Annotated in this window: 18 protein-coding genes; 16 read left to right on the top strand and 2 right to left on the bottom strand. The window is 55.3% G+C overall.

Annotated elements, in window-relative coordinates; all coding sequences use genetic code 11:
* The first annotated feature begins 23 nt into the window (after positions 1–23).
* From flgH to D5067_RS21410, 6 genes are read left to right on the top strand one after another with little or no spacing between them, the layout of a single operon-like run.
* Positions 24–689 (top strand): flagellar basal body L-ring protein FlgH, encoded by a 666-nt coding sequence (gene flgH / locus D5067_RS21435; protein WP_119937883.1) that lies wholly within the window; start codon positions 24–26, stop codon positions 687–689.
* A gap of 11 nt (positions 690–700) precedes the next feature.
* Positions 701–1,792, top strand: coding sequence for a flagellar basal body P-ring protein FlgI (locus D5067_RS21430; protein ID WP_167456770.1), 1,092 nt, complete (start codon positions 701–703; stop codon positions 1,790–1,792).
* A gap of 9 nt (positions 1,793–1,801) precedes the next feature.
* The gene (locus tag D5067_RS21425) at positions 1,802–2,194 is read left to right on the top strand and encodes a rod-binding protein (protein WP_119937881.1); all 393 of its coding nucleotides are present in this window, start codon (positions 1,802–1,804) and stop codon (positions 2,192–2,194) included.
* A gap of 3 nt (positions 2,195–2,197) precedes the next feature.
* Positions 2,198–3,568 carry a flagellar hook-associated protein FlgK gene (gene flgK / locus D5067_RS21420; protein WP_119937880.1) on the top strand — a complete coding sequence of 457 codons (1,371 nt, stop codon included), beginning with the start codon at positions 2,198–2,200 and terminating at the stop codon, positions 3,566–3,568.
* 21 nt (positions 3,569–3,589) lie between these two features.
* Entirely contained in the window at positions 3,590–4,510 is a 921-nt protein-coding gene (gene flgL / locus D5067_RS21415; protein ID WP_119937879.1) for a flagellar hook-associated protein FlgL, read from the top strand.
* A gap of 5 nt (positions 4,511–4,515) precedes the next feature.
* Positions 4,516–5,520, top strand: coding sequence for a hypothetical protein (locus tag D5067_RS21410; RefSeq protein WP_162844792.1), 1,005 nt, complete (start codon positions 4,516–4,518; stop codon positions 5,518–5,520).
* Positions 5,521–5,577: 57 nt separating this feature from the next.
* Here D5067_RS21410 and D5067_RS21405 read toward each other — a convergent pair whose 3' ends face one another.
* Positions 5,578–6,006 carry a hypothetical protein gene (locus tag D5067_RS21405; RefSeq protein ID WP_235843316.1) on the bottom strand — a complete coding sequence of 143 codons (429 nt, stop codon included), beginning with the start codon at positions 6,004–6,006 and terminating at the stop codon, positions 5,578–5,580.
* Positions 6,007–6,019: 13 nt separating this feature from the next.
* Positions 6,020–6,964: a winged helix-turn-helix domain-containing protein gene (locus tag D5067_RS21400; RefSeq protein WP_119937876.1), complete on the bottom strand. Its 945-nt coding sequence runs from the start codon at positions 6,962–6,964 to the stop codon at positions 6,020–6,022.
* Positions 6,965–7,645: 681 nt separating this feature from the next.
* Between D5067_RS21400 and D5067_RS21395 the strand changes: the two genes are divergently transcribed.
* From D5067_RS21395 to D5067_RS21350, 10 genes are all read left to right on the top strand, one after another.
* Positions 7,646–8,497, top strand: coding sequence for a flagellin N-terminal helical domain-containing protein (locus tag D5067_RS21395; RefSeq protein ID WP_119937875.1), 852 nt, complete (start codon positions 7,646–7,648; stop codon positions 8,495–8,497).
* 199 nt (positions 8,498–8,696) lie between these two features.
* The gene (gene fliD, locus D5067_RS21390; protein ID WP_119937874.1) at positions 8,697–10,001 is read left to right on the top strand and encodes a flagellar filament capping protein FliD; all 1,305 of its coding nucleotides are present in this window, start codon (positions 8,697–8,699) and stop codon (positions 9,999–10,001) included.
* Between the two features lie 16 nt (positions 10,002–10,017).
* Complete coding sequence (gene fliS, locus D5067_RS21385) at positions 10,018–10,413, top strand: flagellar export chaperone FliS (protein WP_119937873.1); 396 nt, start codon at positions 10,018–10,020, stop codon at positions 10,411–10,413.
* On the top strand, positions 10,406–10,711 hold the full coding sequence (locus D5067_RS21380; RefSeq protein WP_119937872.1) for a hypothetical protein: 306 nt from the start codon (positions 10,406–10,408) through the stop codon (positions 10,709–10,711). The genes fliS and D5067_RS21380 overlap by 8 nt, the downstream gene beginning before the upstream one ends.
* Positions 10,711–11,751 carry a flagellar hook-length control protein FliK gene (locus tag D5067_RS21375; protein ID WP_235843315.1) on the top strand — a complete coding sequence of 347 codons (1,041 nt, stop codon included), beginning with the start codon at positions 10,711–10,713 and terminating at the stop codon, positions 11,749–11,751. The genes D5067_RS21380 and D5067_RS21375 overlap by 1 nt, the downstream gene beginning before the upstream one ends.
* Before the next feature lie 10 nt (positions 11,752–11,761).
* Positions 11,762–12,229 carry a flagellar basal body-associated FliL family protein gene (locus tag D5067_RS21370; protein WP_119937871.1) on the top strand — a complete coding sequence of 156 codons (468 nt, stop codon included), beginning with the start codon at positions 11,762–11,764 and terminating at the stop codon, positions 12,227–12,229.
* A gap of 13 nt (positions 12,230–12,242) precedes the next feature.
* Positions 12,243–12,944, top strand: coding sequence for a FliA/WhiG family RNA polymerase sigma factor (locus D5067_RS21365; RefSeq protein ID WP_119937870.1), 702 nt, complete (start codon positions 12,243–12,245; stop codon positions 12,942–12,944).
* 7 nt (positions 12,945–12,951) lie between these two features.
* A complete protein-coding gene (motA, locus tag D5067_RS21360; RefSeq protein ID WP_119937869.1) occupies positions 12,952–13,815 on the top strand; it encodes a flagellar motor stator protein MotA in 864 nt (287 codons plus the stop codon).
* Positions 13,815–14,738, top strand: a complete 924-nt coding sequence (gene lafU, locus D5067_RS21355; RefSeq protein WP_119937868.1) for a putative lateral flagellar export/assembly protein LafU — start codon at positions 13,815–13,817, stop codon at positions 14,736–14,738. Before motA ends, lafU begins: the two co-directional genes overlap by 1 nt.
* Before the next feature lie 11 nt (positions 14,739–14,749).
* Positions 14,750–15,514, top strand: coding sequence for a C40 family peptidase (locus D5067_RS21350; protein ID WP_119937867.1), 765 nt, complete (start codon positions 14,750–14,752; stop codon positions 15,512–15,514).
* Positions 15,515–15,558: the final 44 nt, after the last annotated feature.

Below are 15,558 nucleotides of genomic sequence, written 5' to 3'. Positions count from 1 at the left end.
GCGTGAAGTGAAGTGAACGAAAAATGAAAAAGCAGTTAGTTACCGGCTTTTTTGTACTTCTGCTGGCCGGGTGTGAAAGCCCGGCCCTGCTGGTACATAAAGACGATGCGGCCTATGCGCCACCGGAAGATTTTGCCATGCCGCCTGCCGAAACGAAGGGCGGCGGACTGTACAACGCCAATTACAACTGGTCGCTGACGCAGGATCGCCGCGCCTATCGCGTGGGCGACATCCTGACCGTGAAGCTGGATGAGTCAACCCAGGCCAGCAAGCAGGCGCGCACCAACTTCGGCAAGAAAAACGATGTCTCCATCGGTATCCCGGAGGCCTTCGGCCATTCTGTTGACAAGCTCTCCGGCTCGATCGACGGCAATCGCAACTTCAACGGTAATGCCACCTCGCAGCAGCAAAACAGCCTGCGCGGTGCCATCACCGTTGCGGTCTATAAGGTGCTGCCTAACGGCGTGCTGGCGGTGCGCGGTGAGAAGTGGCTGACCCTCAACCAGGGCGATGAATATATGCGCGTGACGGGTCTGGTGCGTGCGGAAGATATTGAGCGTGATAACTCCGTCTCTTCCCAGCGTATCGCTAACGCGCGTATCTCCTATGCGGGACGCGGCGCGCTGAGCGATGCCAACTCCGCAGGCTGGCTGACGCGCTTCTTTAACCATCCGCTGTTCCCAATCTAATGGAGTCTGCCATGCAAAAAGTCATGCTATTTCTGGTGCTGCTGTGGACCAGCAGCGCGACGGCGGAGCGTCTGGGCAACGTCGTGGATATTCAGGGCGTGCGCGGTAACCAGCTGGTGGGCTACAGCCTGGTAGTGGGCCTCGACGGCACGGGCGACAAGAACCAGGTGAAGTTCACCAGCCAGTCGGTGACCAACATGCTGCGTCAGTTTGGCGTCCAGCTGCCGACCAAAATCGATCCCAAAGTGAAGAACGTCGCTGCCGTTGCCATCAGCGCGACGCTGCCGCCGGGCTACGCGCGAGGGCAGGCGATTGACGTCACCGTCTCGTCGATTGGCGATGCCAAAAGCCTGCGCGGCGGAACGTTACTGCTGACGCAGCTGCGCGGGGCCGATGGCGAAGTCTATGCCCTGGCGCAGGGGAACGTGGTGGTGGGCGGCGTGAAGGCCGAAGGCAACAGCGGCTCCAGCGTGACGATTAACACCCCCACCGTTGGGCGCGTGCCAAACGGCGGCTCCGTTGAACGTGAAATACCGTCCGATTTTCAGCAGAACAATCAGGTGATTTTGAACCTCAAGCGCCCGAGCTTTAAAACCGCCAACAGCGTTGCCGTCGCCCTTAACAGCGCCTTTGGCTCAGGCACCGCAACGGCGCAAAGCGCCACGAACGTGGTGGTTAACGCCCCGCAGTCTGCAGGCGAGCGCGTGGCTTTTATGTCGATGCTGGAAGATGTGCAAATCAACGCCGGCAAGCAGCCGCCTCGCGTGGTGTTTAACGCCAGAACCGGCACGGTGGTGATTGGCGACGGCGTGGTCGTGCGTGCAGCCGCGGTCTCCCACGGGAACCTGACCGTAACCATTCGTGAATCGTCCAACGTCAGCCAGCCGGGTGCATTCAGCCAGGGGCAAACCGTGGTCACGCCGCAGAGCGACGTCAGCGTCGACAGGGGACGCGGGCAGATGGTGACGGTGGCCGCCGGAACCAGCCTGCGCAGCATCGTCAATACGCTGAACAGCCTTGGCGCATCGCCGGATGACACCATGGCCATCCTCCAGGCGCTGCATGAAGCGGGCGCGCTGGATGCCGAACTGGTGGTCATTTAAGGAGTCGCTATGTTAAACGCCATTACCCCTAACGCCGCCATGCTGCCCGGTGATATGACCGGGCAGGTAAAACCGCAAAATCTGGAGCAGGCCGCCGAGCAGTTTGAAGCCATGTTCCTGCGCTCGCTGATGAAAGAGATGCGCAAAGCGTCGCAGGCGCTGGTGGACGATAACCCGTTCGACAGCAAGCAGCAGCGCATGATGCAGGAATTTTACGACGACAAACTTACCTCCCAGCTTGCGTCGCAGCGCAGTACGGGCATCGCGCAGATGATTATCACCCAGCTTGGCCCGCAGGAGAGCGCGTCGCTTAAGAACACGCAGAGTTTGGTCGCTTTACAAGGACATCCTCAGCAATTAACGCCCCCCGTCGTACCGGTAATGCGCCGTGGGCAGGAGTAATCGATGAACATGTTCAACATTGCCTGGAGTGGCCTGCAGGCGGCGCAGTTTGGGATGAGCGTGACCTCCATGAACATCTCAAACGTACTGACGCCGGGCTATAGTCGTCAGGGCATTATTCAAAGCTCGGTGGTGACGATGGGCCAGGGCGGGATGTCCGCCGGGGCCGGCGTTCAGGTCGACAGCATCCGCCGTGTTTCCGACCAATACCTGACCAACCAGGTGTGGCAGAGCAATAGCAAAGCCAACTACTACGGCATCAACAATCAGTATCTCGGTTCGCTGGAGAAGGTGATCGGTACGGATTCAACCAGCCTCGGGACCGGGCTGGACGATTTCTTTTCGGCGCTAAGTGCATTAACCAAAGAGCCGGAAAGCGAAGCTAACCGCCAGCAGCTGCTGAATCAGGCTGATTCGCTGGCGACGCGCTTCAATAACATGAACGACTTTATCAATAGCCAGAAGACGTCGATCTCCAGCCAGCGCGACACCATGGTGGGGCAGATCAATAGCCTGACCGCCGGGATTGCCGATTACAACAAGAAAATCATGGAGATGGACTCAACGGGCGGCAACAGCAACGTGCTGCGCGACCAGCGTGACGAGCTGGTGAAGCAGTTGAGCACCTACGCCGACGTGAAGGTGACGGAAGACAGCACCGGCAGCTACTCCGTTGCCATGAAAAACGGCCAGCCGCTGGTGAGCGGTAAAGTGGCCGGCGAGCTGAGCAGCAGCCTTGACGGCAGCGGCAACCCGGTGCTGAGCCTGAACTTCTCCAACACCACGTTCTCACTGAATCCGTCGACGGGGGGGCAGCTCGGCGCACTGTACGACTATGAGACCGGCGATCTGGCCGAAATGCAGGCCTCCGTGCAGGGCATGGCGGAAGCCGTCGCCACGCTGTTTAACGATCAGCTGGCGCAGGGCTTTGATAAGAATGGTAATAAGGGCCAACCGCTGTTTACCTTCGACCTCACCAACCCGGCCGGAATTTTGCAGGTTAACGATCTTAAGCCCGACGAACTGGCGTTATCCGGCAAGCCTGATGAGCAGGGTAATGGCGATAACCTGCAGCTGTTAATCGACCTGAAAAACAAAAAGGTCGATATCGGCGGAATGGGCAACATGAGCCTCAATGAAGGCGCCGCGGCGATTATCTCGAACGTGGGTATCGCCAGTAAAAAATCCCAGAGCGAGCTGGAAGCCGCGCAGGGGGTTTATGACCAGGCTCAGCTTCAGCGCAATAACCTCAGCGCGGTAAATCAGGACGAAGAGGCCATTAACCTGCAGATCTACATGCAGGCATACCAGTCAAACGTCAAGGTGATTGCCACCGGAAACCAGATATTCAACGACCTGTTAGGCCTGTTTTAACCGGCGTTAAGGAACATAACTATGCGAATCAGCAGTCTTTATAACTCCGACGCCATGATGGCGCAGCTTGGCACCAACGGAACGCGCATCAGCAAGCTGATGGAGCAGATGGCCACTCAAAAACGGATCAACGTCCCGTCGGACGATCCGGTTGCGGCCACGCGTCTGGTGCAGTTGAACCGCGAGCAGTCGGCGATCCAGCAGTATCAAAACAATATCAAAGGCCTGAGCGGTTCGCTTTCCAGCCAGGAAGCGAACGTCACCGCCATGAAAGATCAGCTGCTTGCGCTGAACGATAAGCTGGTCTCTGCGGCGAACGGCGGCGCGCTGAGCGATGAAGATATGGCCAGCTACGGCAATGAAATATCTTCAATGCTCGACTCGCTGGTGGCCTCGCTGAATGCCCAAAATGAGAGCGGAGGATATCTCTTCTCCGGCACCAAAACCGATACCAAGCCGGTTGTCTGGGACGAGGCGCAGGGCAAATATGTCTATCAGGGCAACAGCGGCACGCGTGAAACCACGGTCGCGAACGGCGTAAACGTGACGGAAAACACCAGCGCGGTTGGCGCATTTTCCGGCAACGGCGACGATCTGGAGATGCTTAACAAGCTCAAGGCCCTGAGCGATAAAATGCAGGACCCTGCGCTGTCGGCAAATGATTATCAGGACGATATTAACGAGATGCTGACGCTGTCGGGCCAGTCGAGGGATAAGGTCGCCGGGCTGCTGACCGATCTGGGCGGCCGCCAGAACCGCCTGACCATGCTGGGCGATGCCCACACGGACGTCAGCATGGCGAACGATCAGGTGGTGCGCGACCTGTCCGATACCGACTGGGCAACCACCAGCATTAATCTGCAGCTGTACACCAACTCCGTGCAAATCACGAATAAAGCGTACAGCATGATCAGCCAGCTCTCGCTCTTCAGCATGTTGTAATCGCTATGCAAGTTGCTTTAAAAACAAACTCCTTAGCCACGACGCCAACCCCGGTCAGAACCACGCCGGGGGCGGCTTCGCCCGTTGCGCGAGCGGAGCCGCTCGATAAAACCCGCCGCACCGCCCCGGTTTTTCCCGAAGCTGCACTCCTTTCACGACGGCCGCTGCGCTACAACGTCCAGCTGAACCAGCAGCTGACGGCGGTGCAGAAGGCCGAAGATTATCTTTCCGAAGCGGAAAATCAGCTGCTGGTGCTACGCCATCAGGCCATGCGCGGCAACGGTGATGAACAGGCCGCGACGGTGAATAGCCTGTTACAGCAGCGCAGCAGGCTCTCGGGCGGTACGGTCGATCGTAACTTTAACGTGACCCTGCAGCAAAAGAGCAAAGTGAACTTTACGCTGCCCGGAATGGAAAAAGTGCTGGAACAGACCCCGGGAGAAACCCTGGTGTTCGCGCTTGGCGGCAGCAAGCGGGAGCTTGCCGCCGTTGCCATTCCGGCGGAAGCTACGCCGCGGCAGGCGTTGGTTCACCTGAACGTGGGGCTGGGACGTCTGGGTATTCACGCAGCGTTAGGCGGTGACGGCAGCGCCGTTTTTCAGGTGGATGAAGCCCGCTGGGCGCGGGTTAGCCAGCATTTAAGCGTGCGAGGTGAAGGGCAGCAGTTCCCGGCAGATGCGTTTACGCTGCTGGCGCCGCGGGCGGAAGCGAGCCGCGAAGATGAGATAAGCCAGATCGGCAGCCGGTGGGAGCGCGGAGCAGGCGGTAAACTTCAGCAGACGCTGGAGCAAATTACCCGCGAGCGGGGAAAATTACATCAGCATCAGGAACGCGTGTCATCACGCATTCAGGATATGGCCACCGCTTATAGCCCTCGTGAGGCGCTGGAGACATCGCGCGCGCTCAGCAGCGCGCTGGCAAAAAGCGGGAACCAGTATGGTCTGCTATCGAAAGCCCTGGCGGCCCAGGGGAATATTTCGCTGTCGACGGTGAAGAACCTGCTGGGGTAACGCCTCGCATCCCCTCGCCCCTCCGGGGAGAGGGTCAGGGTGCGGGCGAGAAACCTCTTATTTGCGCAGCGGGTAGAGAAAAATGGCGCCGCTCTGCCCGACAACCAGCGGCTGATTGCCGACATACACGGGCTGCATCCAGAAATCGATGTGCATCAGCATATCCACCAGACCATCAATCATCAGCCCCTTTTGCGCCGCGCTGTAGTAGATGGGCGTATAGGAAAAGAACCGTCTGCCGTGCTGCTCGTTGATTTCGGTAAATTTTCCTTTCAGCACAAACCGGTTATCGTTCGGATTGGTGATGGTCGTTAAAATCGCGTGGTTGACGGTCTGCATATGTGAATCGTAAATCTCTTTACGTTGCGACATGAGATCGTAAAAACCCAGCTGTAAAAATCCTTCAACATCCGCCTGTGGGGCGGCAGGCGGGGTTAAAAACCGCATCCCTGAGAGGACTGCTACGGCAATCAGAAGGTATGACAAGAGCCATTTCCAGTTAAGAGCAGACTTCCATCTCACTGATTTTCCTCCTCGTTTCACGCAATATCAGGTTGTTTAATTGTGTAGGGTCAATTCGCCAGTGGTAGATCGCCATGACCAGCTGTTTTTTGTCACACTGACTCCTGAGAGCGAAGGTGTAGTTCAGCGTCTGGTCGATGCTCTGGTAATAGATCGTCATGGTGATGGACTGCGACTTGTTCTGCTGGTTGATGGCATACAGCGTATCTTTGATCTTGCTGTAAAAGTCCTCTTTGTTCATCGCCAGTCGATTGGCTTCAGACATTTCATAGATGCGGATATTGCTGTAAACCCCCGGCTCCTGCTCGGTAGCAACCAGCCTTGAGCCATGCGAGTTGGCGTACTGCCAGCCGGAGACTGCACTGGCGACGATGACGGCAACCATCAGCAAAAACATCATGAGGCGCAGATGAAAGCGCGAGTGTGCTTTTACCTGCGGCGCGGGAGCCTCGTGCGTATACGCCGTGTTTTCCGGCTCGGGCAGTTCAGCGAGCATCATGTCGGCAGGGAGAAGCGCCGCTTCTTCTGAACTCTCTTCTTCAAAATCCGGTGAGGTTGGGTTGACGGGTTGCTCCACCTCGTCACTTTCACGCTCTACGGAACGAAACCAGGCTTGCTCCAGCAAATACCCCTTTTTAGGGACCGTTTTTATTATTTTCTGTGCTTTGCCATCGTCTTCCAGCGCAGCGCGCAGTGCATGTATCGCATTGGGAAGACTGTTATTTCCTATCACCCGACGTTCCCAGACGAGTGTGGTCAATTCTTCGCGAGTGAGTATTTTTCCTGCGTTTTCTGCCAGCACGTAAAGCAGTTTTAATTGATACTCACCGAGTCTTTTGCGCTCGCCGGATACAAGGCTAATGATTGAGCCTGAAGGTAAGTCAATTAACCAGTTATTTACCGAGTAATATGTTTTAGTCATGGCAAGTGTTGGTGACGACCCACTCCTGAAGCATTTAATTTGCCCGGCACTGCGCGCTAAATGCACGAAATGCTTAATGTAAATTAATGATTAAATCCGTTTAAAATTCGTAGAGAATTGCCGCTTGCCTGCGGAAATGATGTAAAGAAAAGGCAAGTCAGGGGATGATAATGAAAATCGTCCAGCGTTAAGGCGGAAGTTTCACCCGACAAATTGAGTCTTTTCTTAGGTTAGTTTAGGAAGTTTCGCTTCCGAGGCACATTTTTACGCTATAAAAGTGTGATGTGCAACAAATTATTAAGTTTATATTTTGAGTGTTTATTAATGCGGCTCGTTAAAAGTTAAACGAGGTGATGCATTGATCCTTTATTTAACAATCCACGTAAGCATGTGAATAAAATGTTTTGTGACGATCGTCTGAGAATGAGATTCTTTTCATTGTTGCGAATAAAACGTAAGAAAATGTAATGTCATTTAAGAATCAATATTGCTGTGTCGCTTTAATTTCCCTTCTTTTTTTAATGTTATTTTCTCCCCCTGCTATCTACCTGAATAAATAGGCGCTAGCAGGGAAGAAATATTTTTTTTCATTTTCGATTTAATTCGCGGTTGGGGTGTGTCGTTTTACTTGAGTACCAGAGAGAAGAACCTGACAGACAGGTTCAAAAGGAGAATTCTAAAATGGCACTTTCTATTTTCACTAACGCCTCTTCCATGGCTTCCGTTAACGCGCTGAATAAATCTAACAGCATGCTGTCCACCGCAATGGAACGTCTAGGTACCGGTAAACGCATTAACTCTGCGGCGGATGATGCTGCAGGCCTGCAGATTGCAACCCGCCTCCAGGGCCAGACCAACGGTATGGCTGTTGCTCAGCGCAACATCTCTGACGCAACTGCGCTGCTGCAGACGGCTGAAGGTGCTTTCGACGAAGTAAGCAACATCATGTACCGCATGAAAGACCTCGCTACTCAGGCAGCGAACGACACCAACGGCCCGGAAGATCGTAAAGCGCTGCAGTCTGAAATGGACGAGCTGAACAGCGAACTGAACAACATCATGGGTAACACCAAGTATGCGGGTGAGAGCCTGTTCGCAAGCGGCGGCAAATTCGCTGGTGCGATGAACTTCCAGATCGGTGCTTCCGAAGGTGAAAGTCTGAAAGTTGACGTGAGCTCCGATCTGACCGCAGTGAAAGGCGCAAGCGGCATGGCTGGCCTGACTGGTTCTGGCGCGACCATCACTACCGTATCCGGCGCGCAGGCGATGATTACCAAAATTGAAGGTGCAGTTTCTCAGGTGGGTACCCTGCGTTCTAAACTGGGTGCGAACATCAACCGTCTGGGCCACACCGCGGCTAACCTGGCGAACATGAAGGACAACACCGACCTGGCGCTGGGCAACATCCGCGACGCTGACTTTGCGTCTGAAGCGTCAAGCATGACCCGTAACCAGATGCTGGCTCAAACCAGTATGTCCATGCTGAAACAGTCCAACAGCATGTCCGGCATGGTGATGTCCCTGCTGGGCTAATCCACCGAGCTGTTTAAAAAACACCGCTGTAAGGCGGTGTTTTTGTATGCGGCGTTTCCCTTCCTGTTTCTTCCCCTGTGGGGAAATCCGCTTTCCTTCTTAAATTTAAGTGTCTGAATTAACAGTAAATAAAAACTGGCACGATGTTTGCTTAACAACAGTTATGGTTTAGCAACAGGTGCGAACGGAGAAAAACAATATGGCCGATTTTAGCAGTATCGATCCCCAGACTCTGGCTCAGCAGCTGGCGACGTATGACATTGCGTCTTTGCAAAACCAGCTAAAGACAAAAACCGCCACGATGGATTCGCAGAAAAAAGCCCTCGACGCGCTGAAAACGGCGTTGACCGATTTCCGCACGGCGATGAGCGGGCTGAACAAAACCGGCGAAGGAATGCTGAAAAACCTCGTCAGCATGAACCGCGAAGGTATTGCGAACGTAACGGCGGGTTCCAGTGCGCTAAAAGGTACCTACAACATTCAGGTGGATGCGCTGGCCTCAGCCCACCAGATTGGCTTCGAAAAAATGACCGACGATGCGGTCAAAAATGCCTCCGGCACGATGGATATTACGCTTGGAGAGGGCTCGGCGGCCAAAACCATTACCGTCGATCTGACGGACATGGAGAGCCTCAGCGACTTAACAAAAGCCATTAACGGCGACAAAGATAACCCCGGCGTCACGGCGTCGCTGATTCGTACCGACGGTGAAGTCACGCTGATGCTGAGCAGCGATGAGAGCGGGTCAAAAAATACGATTTCCGTCACCAACTCTTCAGATCTGGTTTTACCCACGGAAAAAGTGATTTCTGAAGCCGCCGATTCCGTTATCAAAATGGGGGAGATGACCTTCACCAACAGCTCTAACACGCTGGATAAGCTGATTGACGGCGTGACCATTGAGCTGACCTCCGTTACCGAAAAAGACAAGCCGCTGACCATTTCTGTAAGCACCGATAGCACAGGAACAAAAGAGCAGCTCCAGACCTTTATCGACTCCTATAACACCCTTCAGGACACGTTAAGCAAGCTGACGAAAAGCGGTAACGGAGACGACGAAACCCGCGGCGCGTTTGCCGGTGATGCCACCATGTCCTCACTCGATCGCGAGTTGAACGACGTTATGCGTCAGGTGTTCGGCGACAAGCGAATGTCCGATTTCGGTATTACCGCCGACCGCGAAGGCAAGCTGCAGATTGACAGCAAAAAGCTGGATGCCGCCATCAAAGCGGACCCGCAAAAGTTGAACGATCTGTTCAACGGCAAGGAAGGCATGCTGTCGGCGATGGATAAGTCTCTCGACCGCTATCTCAACTCAACCAACGGCTTGCTCAAAGGTCGTCAGGATGTTCTGGACCGCCAGCAGAGCGATATCGATACCAAAACAGAAGCGATGAACACGCGCTACGAAAGCTCTTATAACCGCTATCTGAAGCAGTTTACCCAGCTGCAAAAAGCGATGGCGCAGATGAACAACACCATGGGCATGTTTGGTTTAGCTTAAGGAAATAACCGCGTTTATGTACGGGAACGAACAGCAGGGCTACGGCCACTATCAGCAATCCGATCTGGCGATTCAGGCCGCCGCAGCAAATCCGCATCAGCTGGTGCTCATGCTGTTTAACGGCCTGATGGACGAACTGGTGCGCGCAAAAAGCCACATCGCCGCGCGTCGCTACGACCGCAAAGTGCAGAGCGTAAATAAATGCATCGACATACTGAATGCGTTGACCAGCTCGCTGGACTTTGAAAAGGGCGGCGAGCTGGCGTTGAGTCTGGCCAATCTTTACGACTACTGCGTTTATCGCCTCTACGATGCCAGCCACAAGCTCTCGGTCGCCAGCGTGGAAGAAGTGGAGGTGATCCTCCGCAATCTTCAGGACGGCTGGGAAAAAATGGGGCAGCAGAATGGATGATATTCAGGTTATGCGTTTTCTGGCGCGTTCCCTGGAGCAGGCGGCCAGTCAGCACGACTGGCCGAAAATGCAGGAGGTGGATGCCCAGATTGCCGGGCTGCTGACGTCGCTGGCAGGGCACGCGCTGAGTGCAGAAAAACGCGACGCCCTTGCTGCGCTTCAGCAGACGCATACCCGGGTCAGCCAGTTTTGCCAGGTGCAAAGCGAGGCGCTGGAAAAACAGATCGCCCGTACGCGCCGTAATAAGGAAGGGGCAACGGCGTATGCGCTGTTTGCCGGTGAAGAGGATTTTGGGTAATGAACCTGATGCTTTCTCAGCTGACACAACTCCCGATAGCCGCTGCGCCTGACGAGACGGCATTGGCGCTGCCTTCAGCAAGCACTGTTGGGGAGATGCCAGCGCTTGCCGAGACCAACGGCCAGACGCAGCCGGCGTTCAATGATGCGCTGCTTAACATCATCAACTCCCTGATGGGCGGCGAGCAGCGGCGTGATACCGCTATGGTGCTGGCGGATGTGAAATCTGCAGACGATGACGACCAAAAAGAGAGCCCGACCGAGACGGCTCCGCGCGTTGAGGATCTGATTGCGTCTCCGCAGCAGCTGCTGGACGCGCTATTAATGGCAAGCCAGATGCCGGTGAAAACGCTTAATGCCACGGCGAACAGCGTACCGCAGACGGGTGACGCGCTGAAAATGCAGAGCATCACCGTGGGGCTGCCGTCAATGACAGCGCAGCCGCAGCCCGCGCTGACCCGCATCGTACCTGAACCGCTGGCAGAGCCGGTAAAACCTGCGATCGCAGATGTTGCTAAACCGCTGATATCGGTTGTCCTCGCGATTGGACAGCCCCCCGTGGCGCAGACGTTTACCAGCACTGTGGACAAACAGGTGGTCAATCTTCCGGCCATCAAGATGGATGCCGACGAGGCGAAATGGGCGCAGCAGCTGCACGGCGCCCTCAGTGACCGCCTGCAGCTGCAGGTCAAAAACCAGGTGCAGCATGCCACTATCCGCCTCGATCCGCCGGAGATGGGCAAAGTGGATATCTCCCTGCAGATCGAGAATGGACGCATGCAGGTGCATATCAGCGCCAGTAACGGCGAAACCTATCGCGCGCTGCAGCAGATAAGCAGCGAGCTGCGCCAGAGCCTGACAGAGCAGAACTTTGTGCAGGTGAACGTGCAGGTTTCTTCGCAGTCGGGGCAATCGCAGCAGGGGCGCGGCCAGCAGTACAGGGAAGCGCCGCAGGATAACCCGGCGGCGGGCGCAGAGATTGCCGCAGACCCAATGCGGTCGGCATTCAACCAAGACGATTCAGTATTACTTACGGTGTAAACAAATCCACATGACCATAAAGACATTTTCATTGGGGCTGGTGATTGCCTTAATCGCCGCCATTTTTGCCGCCATCCTCACCGTCCTGGGAACACATCTCCTGAGTCAGGATGACAGCAAGCTTTCAGCCATCAGCAATTTTTTCTCCTCTTCCGAAGAGAGCCCGGTGGAATTTGTAGAGATCAAGAACGTGGTTGTGACCCTGAAAAGCCACGGTGATTCAGAGCGCTATCTGCTGCTTGAGCTGGCGCTGGCTACCCATTCGGCAAGCGACACCGTCCGTGCGGAAGAGCTTTCGCCGGCCATTCGCGGTGCGACGGTGAATCTGCTCTCGTCCATGGAATACGACACGGTGCGCGCCATGAGCGTGGAGCTGCTGCACGACAAGCTGATGCAGGCCTACGAGGAGCGTTTCCAGAGCCTCAACACGCGGATGCCGTTTAAAGACGTGATCATCAGCAAAATGGTTTTCCAGTAAGTCGCGGCAGCTGATGGAAATGATGGATTTTATTGCTGATGACTCGCTAACCCCGGCGGATGAGGCGCGCTACGTCAACGCTTACCTGCCGCTGGTGCATCGGATCGTGAAACAACTTTCGTGGCAGACCAGCAGCGTGATGGATAAAGAGGACATGGAGCAAATTGCGCTGATGGGGCTTTTGACGTCGCTGCGACGCTACGGCCATCCCGACGAGCAGTTTGGCGCCTATGCGGCGCAGCGCATTCGCGGAGCGGTCCTTGATGAGCTGCGGGAGCTGGACTGGCGCCCGCGTCGGCTGCGTCAGAAAAGCCACAAGATCAATGACGCCATCCGGGAGGTGACCCGCAAACTCGGCAGAACGCCGAGCTTTGAGGATCTCAGTGAACATCTTTCTATCACTGCAGAGGAGTACCACGAGTATTTGCTGCTGGACTGCGCGAAGACGCTGGAGAGTCTTGATGATTTATTGGGTGAAGATGCCCTGAATGGCACCCTGAATAGCCGTTCGCTGGAGGACGAAATGGTCACCAGCGGGACGTTAAGGGCTGCGCTGGCAAGCCTTGATGAGCGTGAGCAGTTAATTCTCACCCTCTATTACCAGCAGGAGATGAGCTTAAAAGAGATTGCGTTAGTCCTCGATATTACCGAGGCGCGCGTCTGTCAGCTCAATAAAAAGATCGCTCAGAAGATCCAGTGTTTTTTCCAGAAGTGAAAGGTATATGCAAAAGTTGCTCGGTATTTTCATCATTTTCGCCTGCGTCGTAGGCGGTTTTCTTATGTCCGGCGGGCGCCTGGCCTCGTTCTGGCAGCCCGGTGAGATCATCATTATTCTTGGCGCCGGTATGGGTGCGATGGTGCTTGCCAACCCTAAACCGGTTCTGGCGGAAATGTACCGCCAGTTTCGCGGCATCATGCGTAAAAACGAATATACCGATGAGTACCAGCGCCAGCTGCTGATGCTGTTGTATGAACTGCTGGAGCTGGTTCAGGACGGCGGTCTGAAGGTGCTGGATGAGCATATCGAAGTGCCAGAAAGCAGCCCGCTGTTTCAGAAATACCCGCTGATCCTGCAGAACAAAGCGATTATCACCTTTATTGCGGATAACTTCCGCCTGATGGCGATGGGGAAAATCAACGAGCACGAGCTGGAGGGGATCCTTGAGCAAGAGCTGGTGGCGATGGAGGAAAACCTTCTGCAGCCGTCCCGCTCGCTGCAGCGTACCGCAGAGGCGATGCCGGGCTTTGGCATCTGTGCGGCGGTGCTCGGGATCATTATTACCATGCAGTCCATCGACGGCTCTATCGCCGTGATCGGGGTAAAAGTGGCCGCCGCGCTGGTGGGGACCTTCCTCGGCGTTTTCTTCTGCTACTGCCTGATGGATCCCGTGGCGAATGCCATGGAGCAGCGCACCAAAAAGCAGATGGCGGTCATCGAATGCGTGCGCACCGTGCTGGTTAACCATGTGGCCGGGAAACCGACGCTGCTGGCGGTGGATGCCGGACGCAAAATGCTGCCGCTGGATTCGAAGCCGACCTTCGCCACGCTGGACGGCTGGGTGAATCAAATGACGGGTGAATCCTGATGCGGGGCAATCGCGGAAAAGAACACACCACGATCATCAAACGCTCCTCGCGCAAAAGCCATGATGCCTTTCATGGCGGCGCGTGGAAGGTGGCGTTTGCCGATTTTACCCTGGCCATGATGGCGCTGTTTATGGTGCTGTGGATCATGGGATCGGTGACCGAAGAGGAACGTAAAGAGATCGTCTCCCAGCTTAACGGGCAGTCGATCTTTGAGGGACACACGTTATCACCTATCACACAGCCGCACGGGGCGGGCGGTAAGATTGCCGTGACCGAAAAGCGCGATACCGATGCGCAGAAAAAGAAAACGCAGAAAGAGGCCGCTACGCCAGCCGCCATGGCGAAAAGTGAAAGTCTGGACGATGTGAAATCGCGTTCTCAGAACGAGATTGAAGATCTCGCCCGGATCATTATGAAAATCACCTCAGCCTATGATGCACAGTCAAACCTGAAAATTGAGATTGTGCCGCAAGGGTTGCGCATCCTGATCACCGACGATCGGAAGCGGGAAATGTTCCAGCGCAGCAGCGCGATCCTGACGCCATTTTTCAAACGGCTGTTAACGGAGTTCGCCCCTGAGCTGAATAAGATCGACAACAAGATCATTATCACCGGGCACACGGATGCGACGCGTTTTCGCGATCAGGATCTCTACAACAACTGGAACCTCTCGGGCGAGCGCGCCATGCAGGCGCGGAAGGTACTGACTAACGCCGGGCTGGATCAGAGCAAAGTATTGCAGGTCAGCGGGATGGCGGATCAGATGCTGATCGACCCCGATAATCCCCTTAGCTCCTCGAATCGCCGCATTGAGATTATGGTGCTCACCCAGTCAGCCAGCGAATCGCTGTATCAGTTCTTCGGTCAGCACGGCGAAAAAGTGATTAAACCGATAGTCGACAGACTCTCGCAGCAGAATTAAACGGTTTTACGATGTTCACCTTTATTCAAATCCAGAAACTGGCGTGCCTGGCCCTGACTGTCGGGCTGATGATGGCGTTGAGTACGCCGGTAGAGGCGGCACCTCGCGGCCAGGCAAAAACCGAGGCGGAAAAAGAGAAAGCCTCTAAAGCCAGGATGCGTAATAAGGCGCTGTTGCTTAAAAAGACGCAGCAGCGCGTGGCCGTCGTCCCCCCGACACCAGAGCAGAAGCGGCTCGAAAGCGAAAAACGTCGCCTCGAACGGGTGGAAAACCGTGAATGGCTGGCGATGCACAAACGCTGGCAGCCGGGCAGGTTGTCCACCGATATGATTTGGGAACCGCTGCCGGGTGAAAGAATCAGCCCTCGATTACAGGCCTCGTTAAAGCAGGTGATTGTCGAGCTGCAAAAGCAGATTGGAAAACCCTACGTCTGGGGCGGGCAAACGCCTGAGCAGGGGTTTGACTGCAGCGGGCTGGTTTTTTACGCCTTTAATCCCGTGTTAAGCCGCACCCTGCCGCGCACCGCCAACGGCATGTTCCAGGACAGAACCTTGCGCCACATTCGACAGGAAAAATTGCGCCGTGGCGACCTGGTGTTTTTCAACATCAACCAGCGGCCGGGAGCCGACCACGTCGGCGTTTATATCGGGGAAGGGAAGTTTATCGAAGCCCCACGAACCGGTCTGAACATCCGTATTAGCCAACTATCTGATGCTTTCTGGCAGGACCACTACCTGGGTGCCCGCCGGATATTAACCGAAGAGGCCGTGCTGTAACGGCCTGACGCTGAATACCCCCTCAAGGTATGCGCCGCCAGGGA

The sequence above is a fragment of the Enterobacter huaxiensis genome (assembly GCF_003594935.2).
Classification (GTDB): Bacteria; Pseudomonadota; Gammaproteobacteria; order Enterobacterales; family Enterobacteriaceae; genus Enterobacter; species Enterobacter huaxiensis.
This window is presented reverse-complemented; position numbering and strand designations above follow the sequence as displayed.

Bases quoted from the DNA above. Each gene is read 5' to 3' on its own strand.
- D5067_RS21400 (WP_119937876.1), bottom strand. From the start codon at position 6,964: ATGACTAAAACATATTACTCGGTAAATAACTGGTTAATTGACTTACCT.
- D5067_RS21365 (WP_119937870.1), top strand. From the start codon at position 12,243: ATGGAAATGATGGATTTTATTGCTGATGACTCGCTAACCCCGGCGGAT.
- D5067_RS21430 (WP_167456770.1), top strand. From the start codon at position 701: ATGCAAAAAGTCATGCTATTTCTGGTGCTGCTGTGGACCAGCAGCGCG.
- motA (WP_119937869.1), top strand. From the start codon at position 12,952: ATGCAAAAGTTGCTCGGTATTTTCATCATTTTCGCCTGCGTCGTAGGC.
- fliD (WP_119937874.1), top strand. From the start codon at position 8,697: ATGGCCGATTTTAGCAGTATCGATCCCCAGACTCTGGCTCAGCAGCTG.
- D5067_RS21350 (WP_119937867.1), top strand. From the start codon at position 14,750: ATGTTCACCTTTATTCAAATCCAGAAACTGGCGTGCCTGGCCCTGACT.
- D5067_RS21395 (WP_119937875.1), top strand. From the start codon at position 7,646: ATGGCACTTTCTATTTTCACTAACGCCTCTTCCATGGCTTCCGTTAAC.
- D5067_RS21425 (WP_119937881.1), top strand. From the start codon at position 1,802: ATGTTAAACGCCATTACCCCTAACGCCGCCATGCTGCCCGGTGATATG.
- fliS (WP_119937873.1), top strand. From the start codon at position 10,018: ATGTACGGGAACGAACAGCAGGGCTACGGCCACTATCAGCAATCCGAT.
- lafU (WP_119937868.1), top strand. From the start codon at position 13,815: ATGCGGGGCAATCGCGGAAAAGAACACACCACGATCATCAAACGCTCC.
- D5067_RS21375 (WP_235843315.1), top strand. From the start codon at position 10,711: ATGAACCTGATGCTTTCTCAGCTGACACAACTCCCGATAGCCGCTGCG.
- D5067_RS21380 (WP_119937872.1), top strand. From the start codon at position 10,406: ATGGATGATATTCAGGTTATGCGTTTTCTGGCGCGTTCCCTGGAGCAG.
- D5067_RS21410 (WP_162844792.1), top strand. From the start codon at position 4,516: ATGCAAGTTGCTTTAAAAACAAACTCCTTAGCCACGACGCCAACCCCG.
- flgH (WP_119937883.1), top strand. From the start codon at position 24: ATGAAAAAGCAGTTAGTTACCGGCTTTTTTGTACTTCTGCTGGCCGGG.
- D5067_RS21370 (WP_119937871.1), top strand. From the start codon at position 11,762: ATGACCATAAAGACATTTTCATTGGGGCTGGTGATTGCCTTAATCGCC.
- flgK (WP_119937880.1), top strand. From the start codon at position 2,198: ATGAACATGTTCAACATTGCCTGGAGTGGCCTGCAGGCGGCGCAGTTT.
- flgL (WP_119937879.1), top strand. From the start codon at position 3,590: ATGCGAATCAGCAGTCTTTATAACTCCGACGCCATGATGGCGCAGCTT.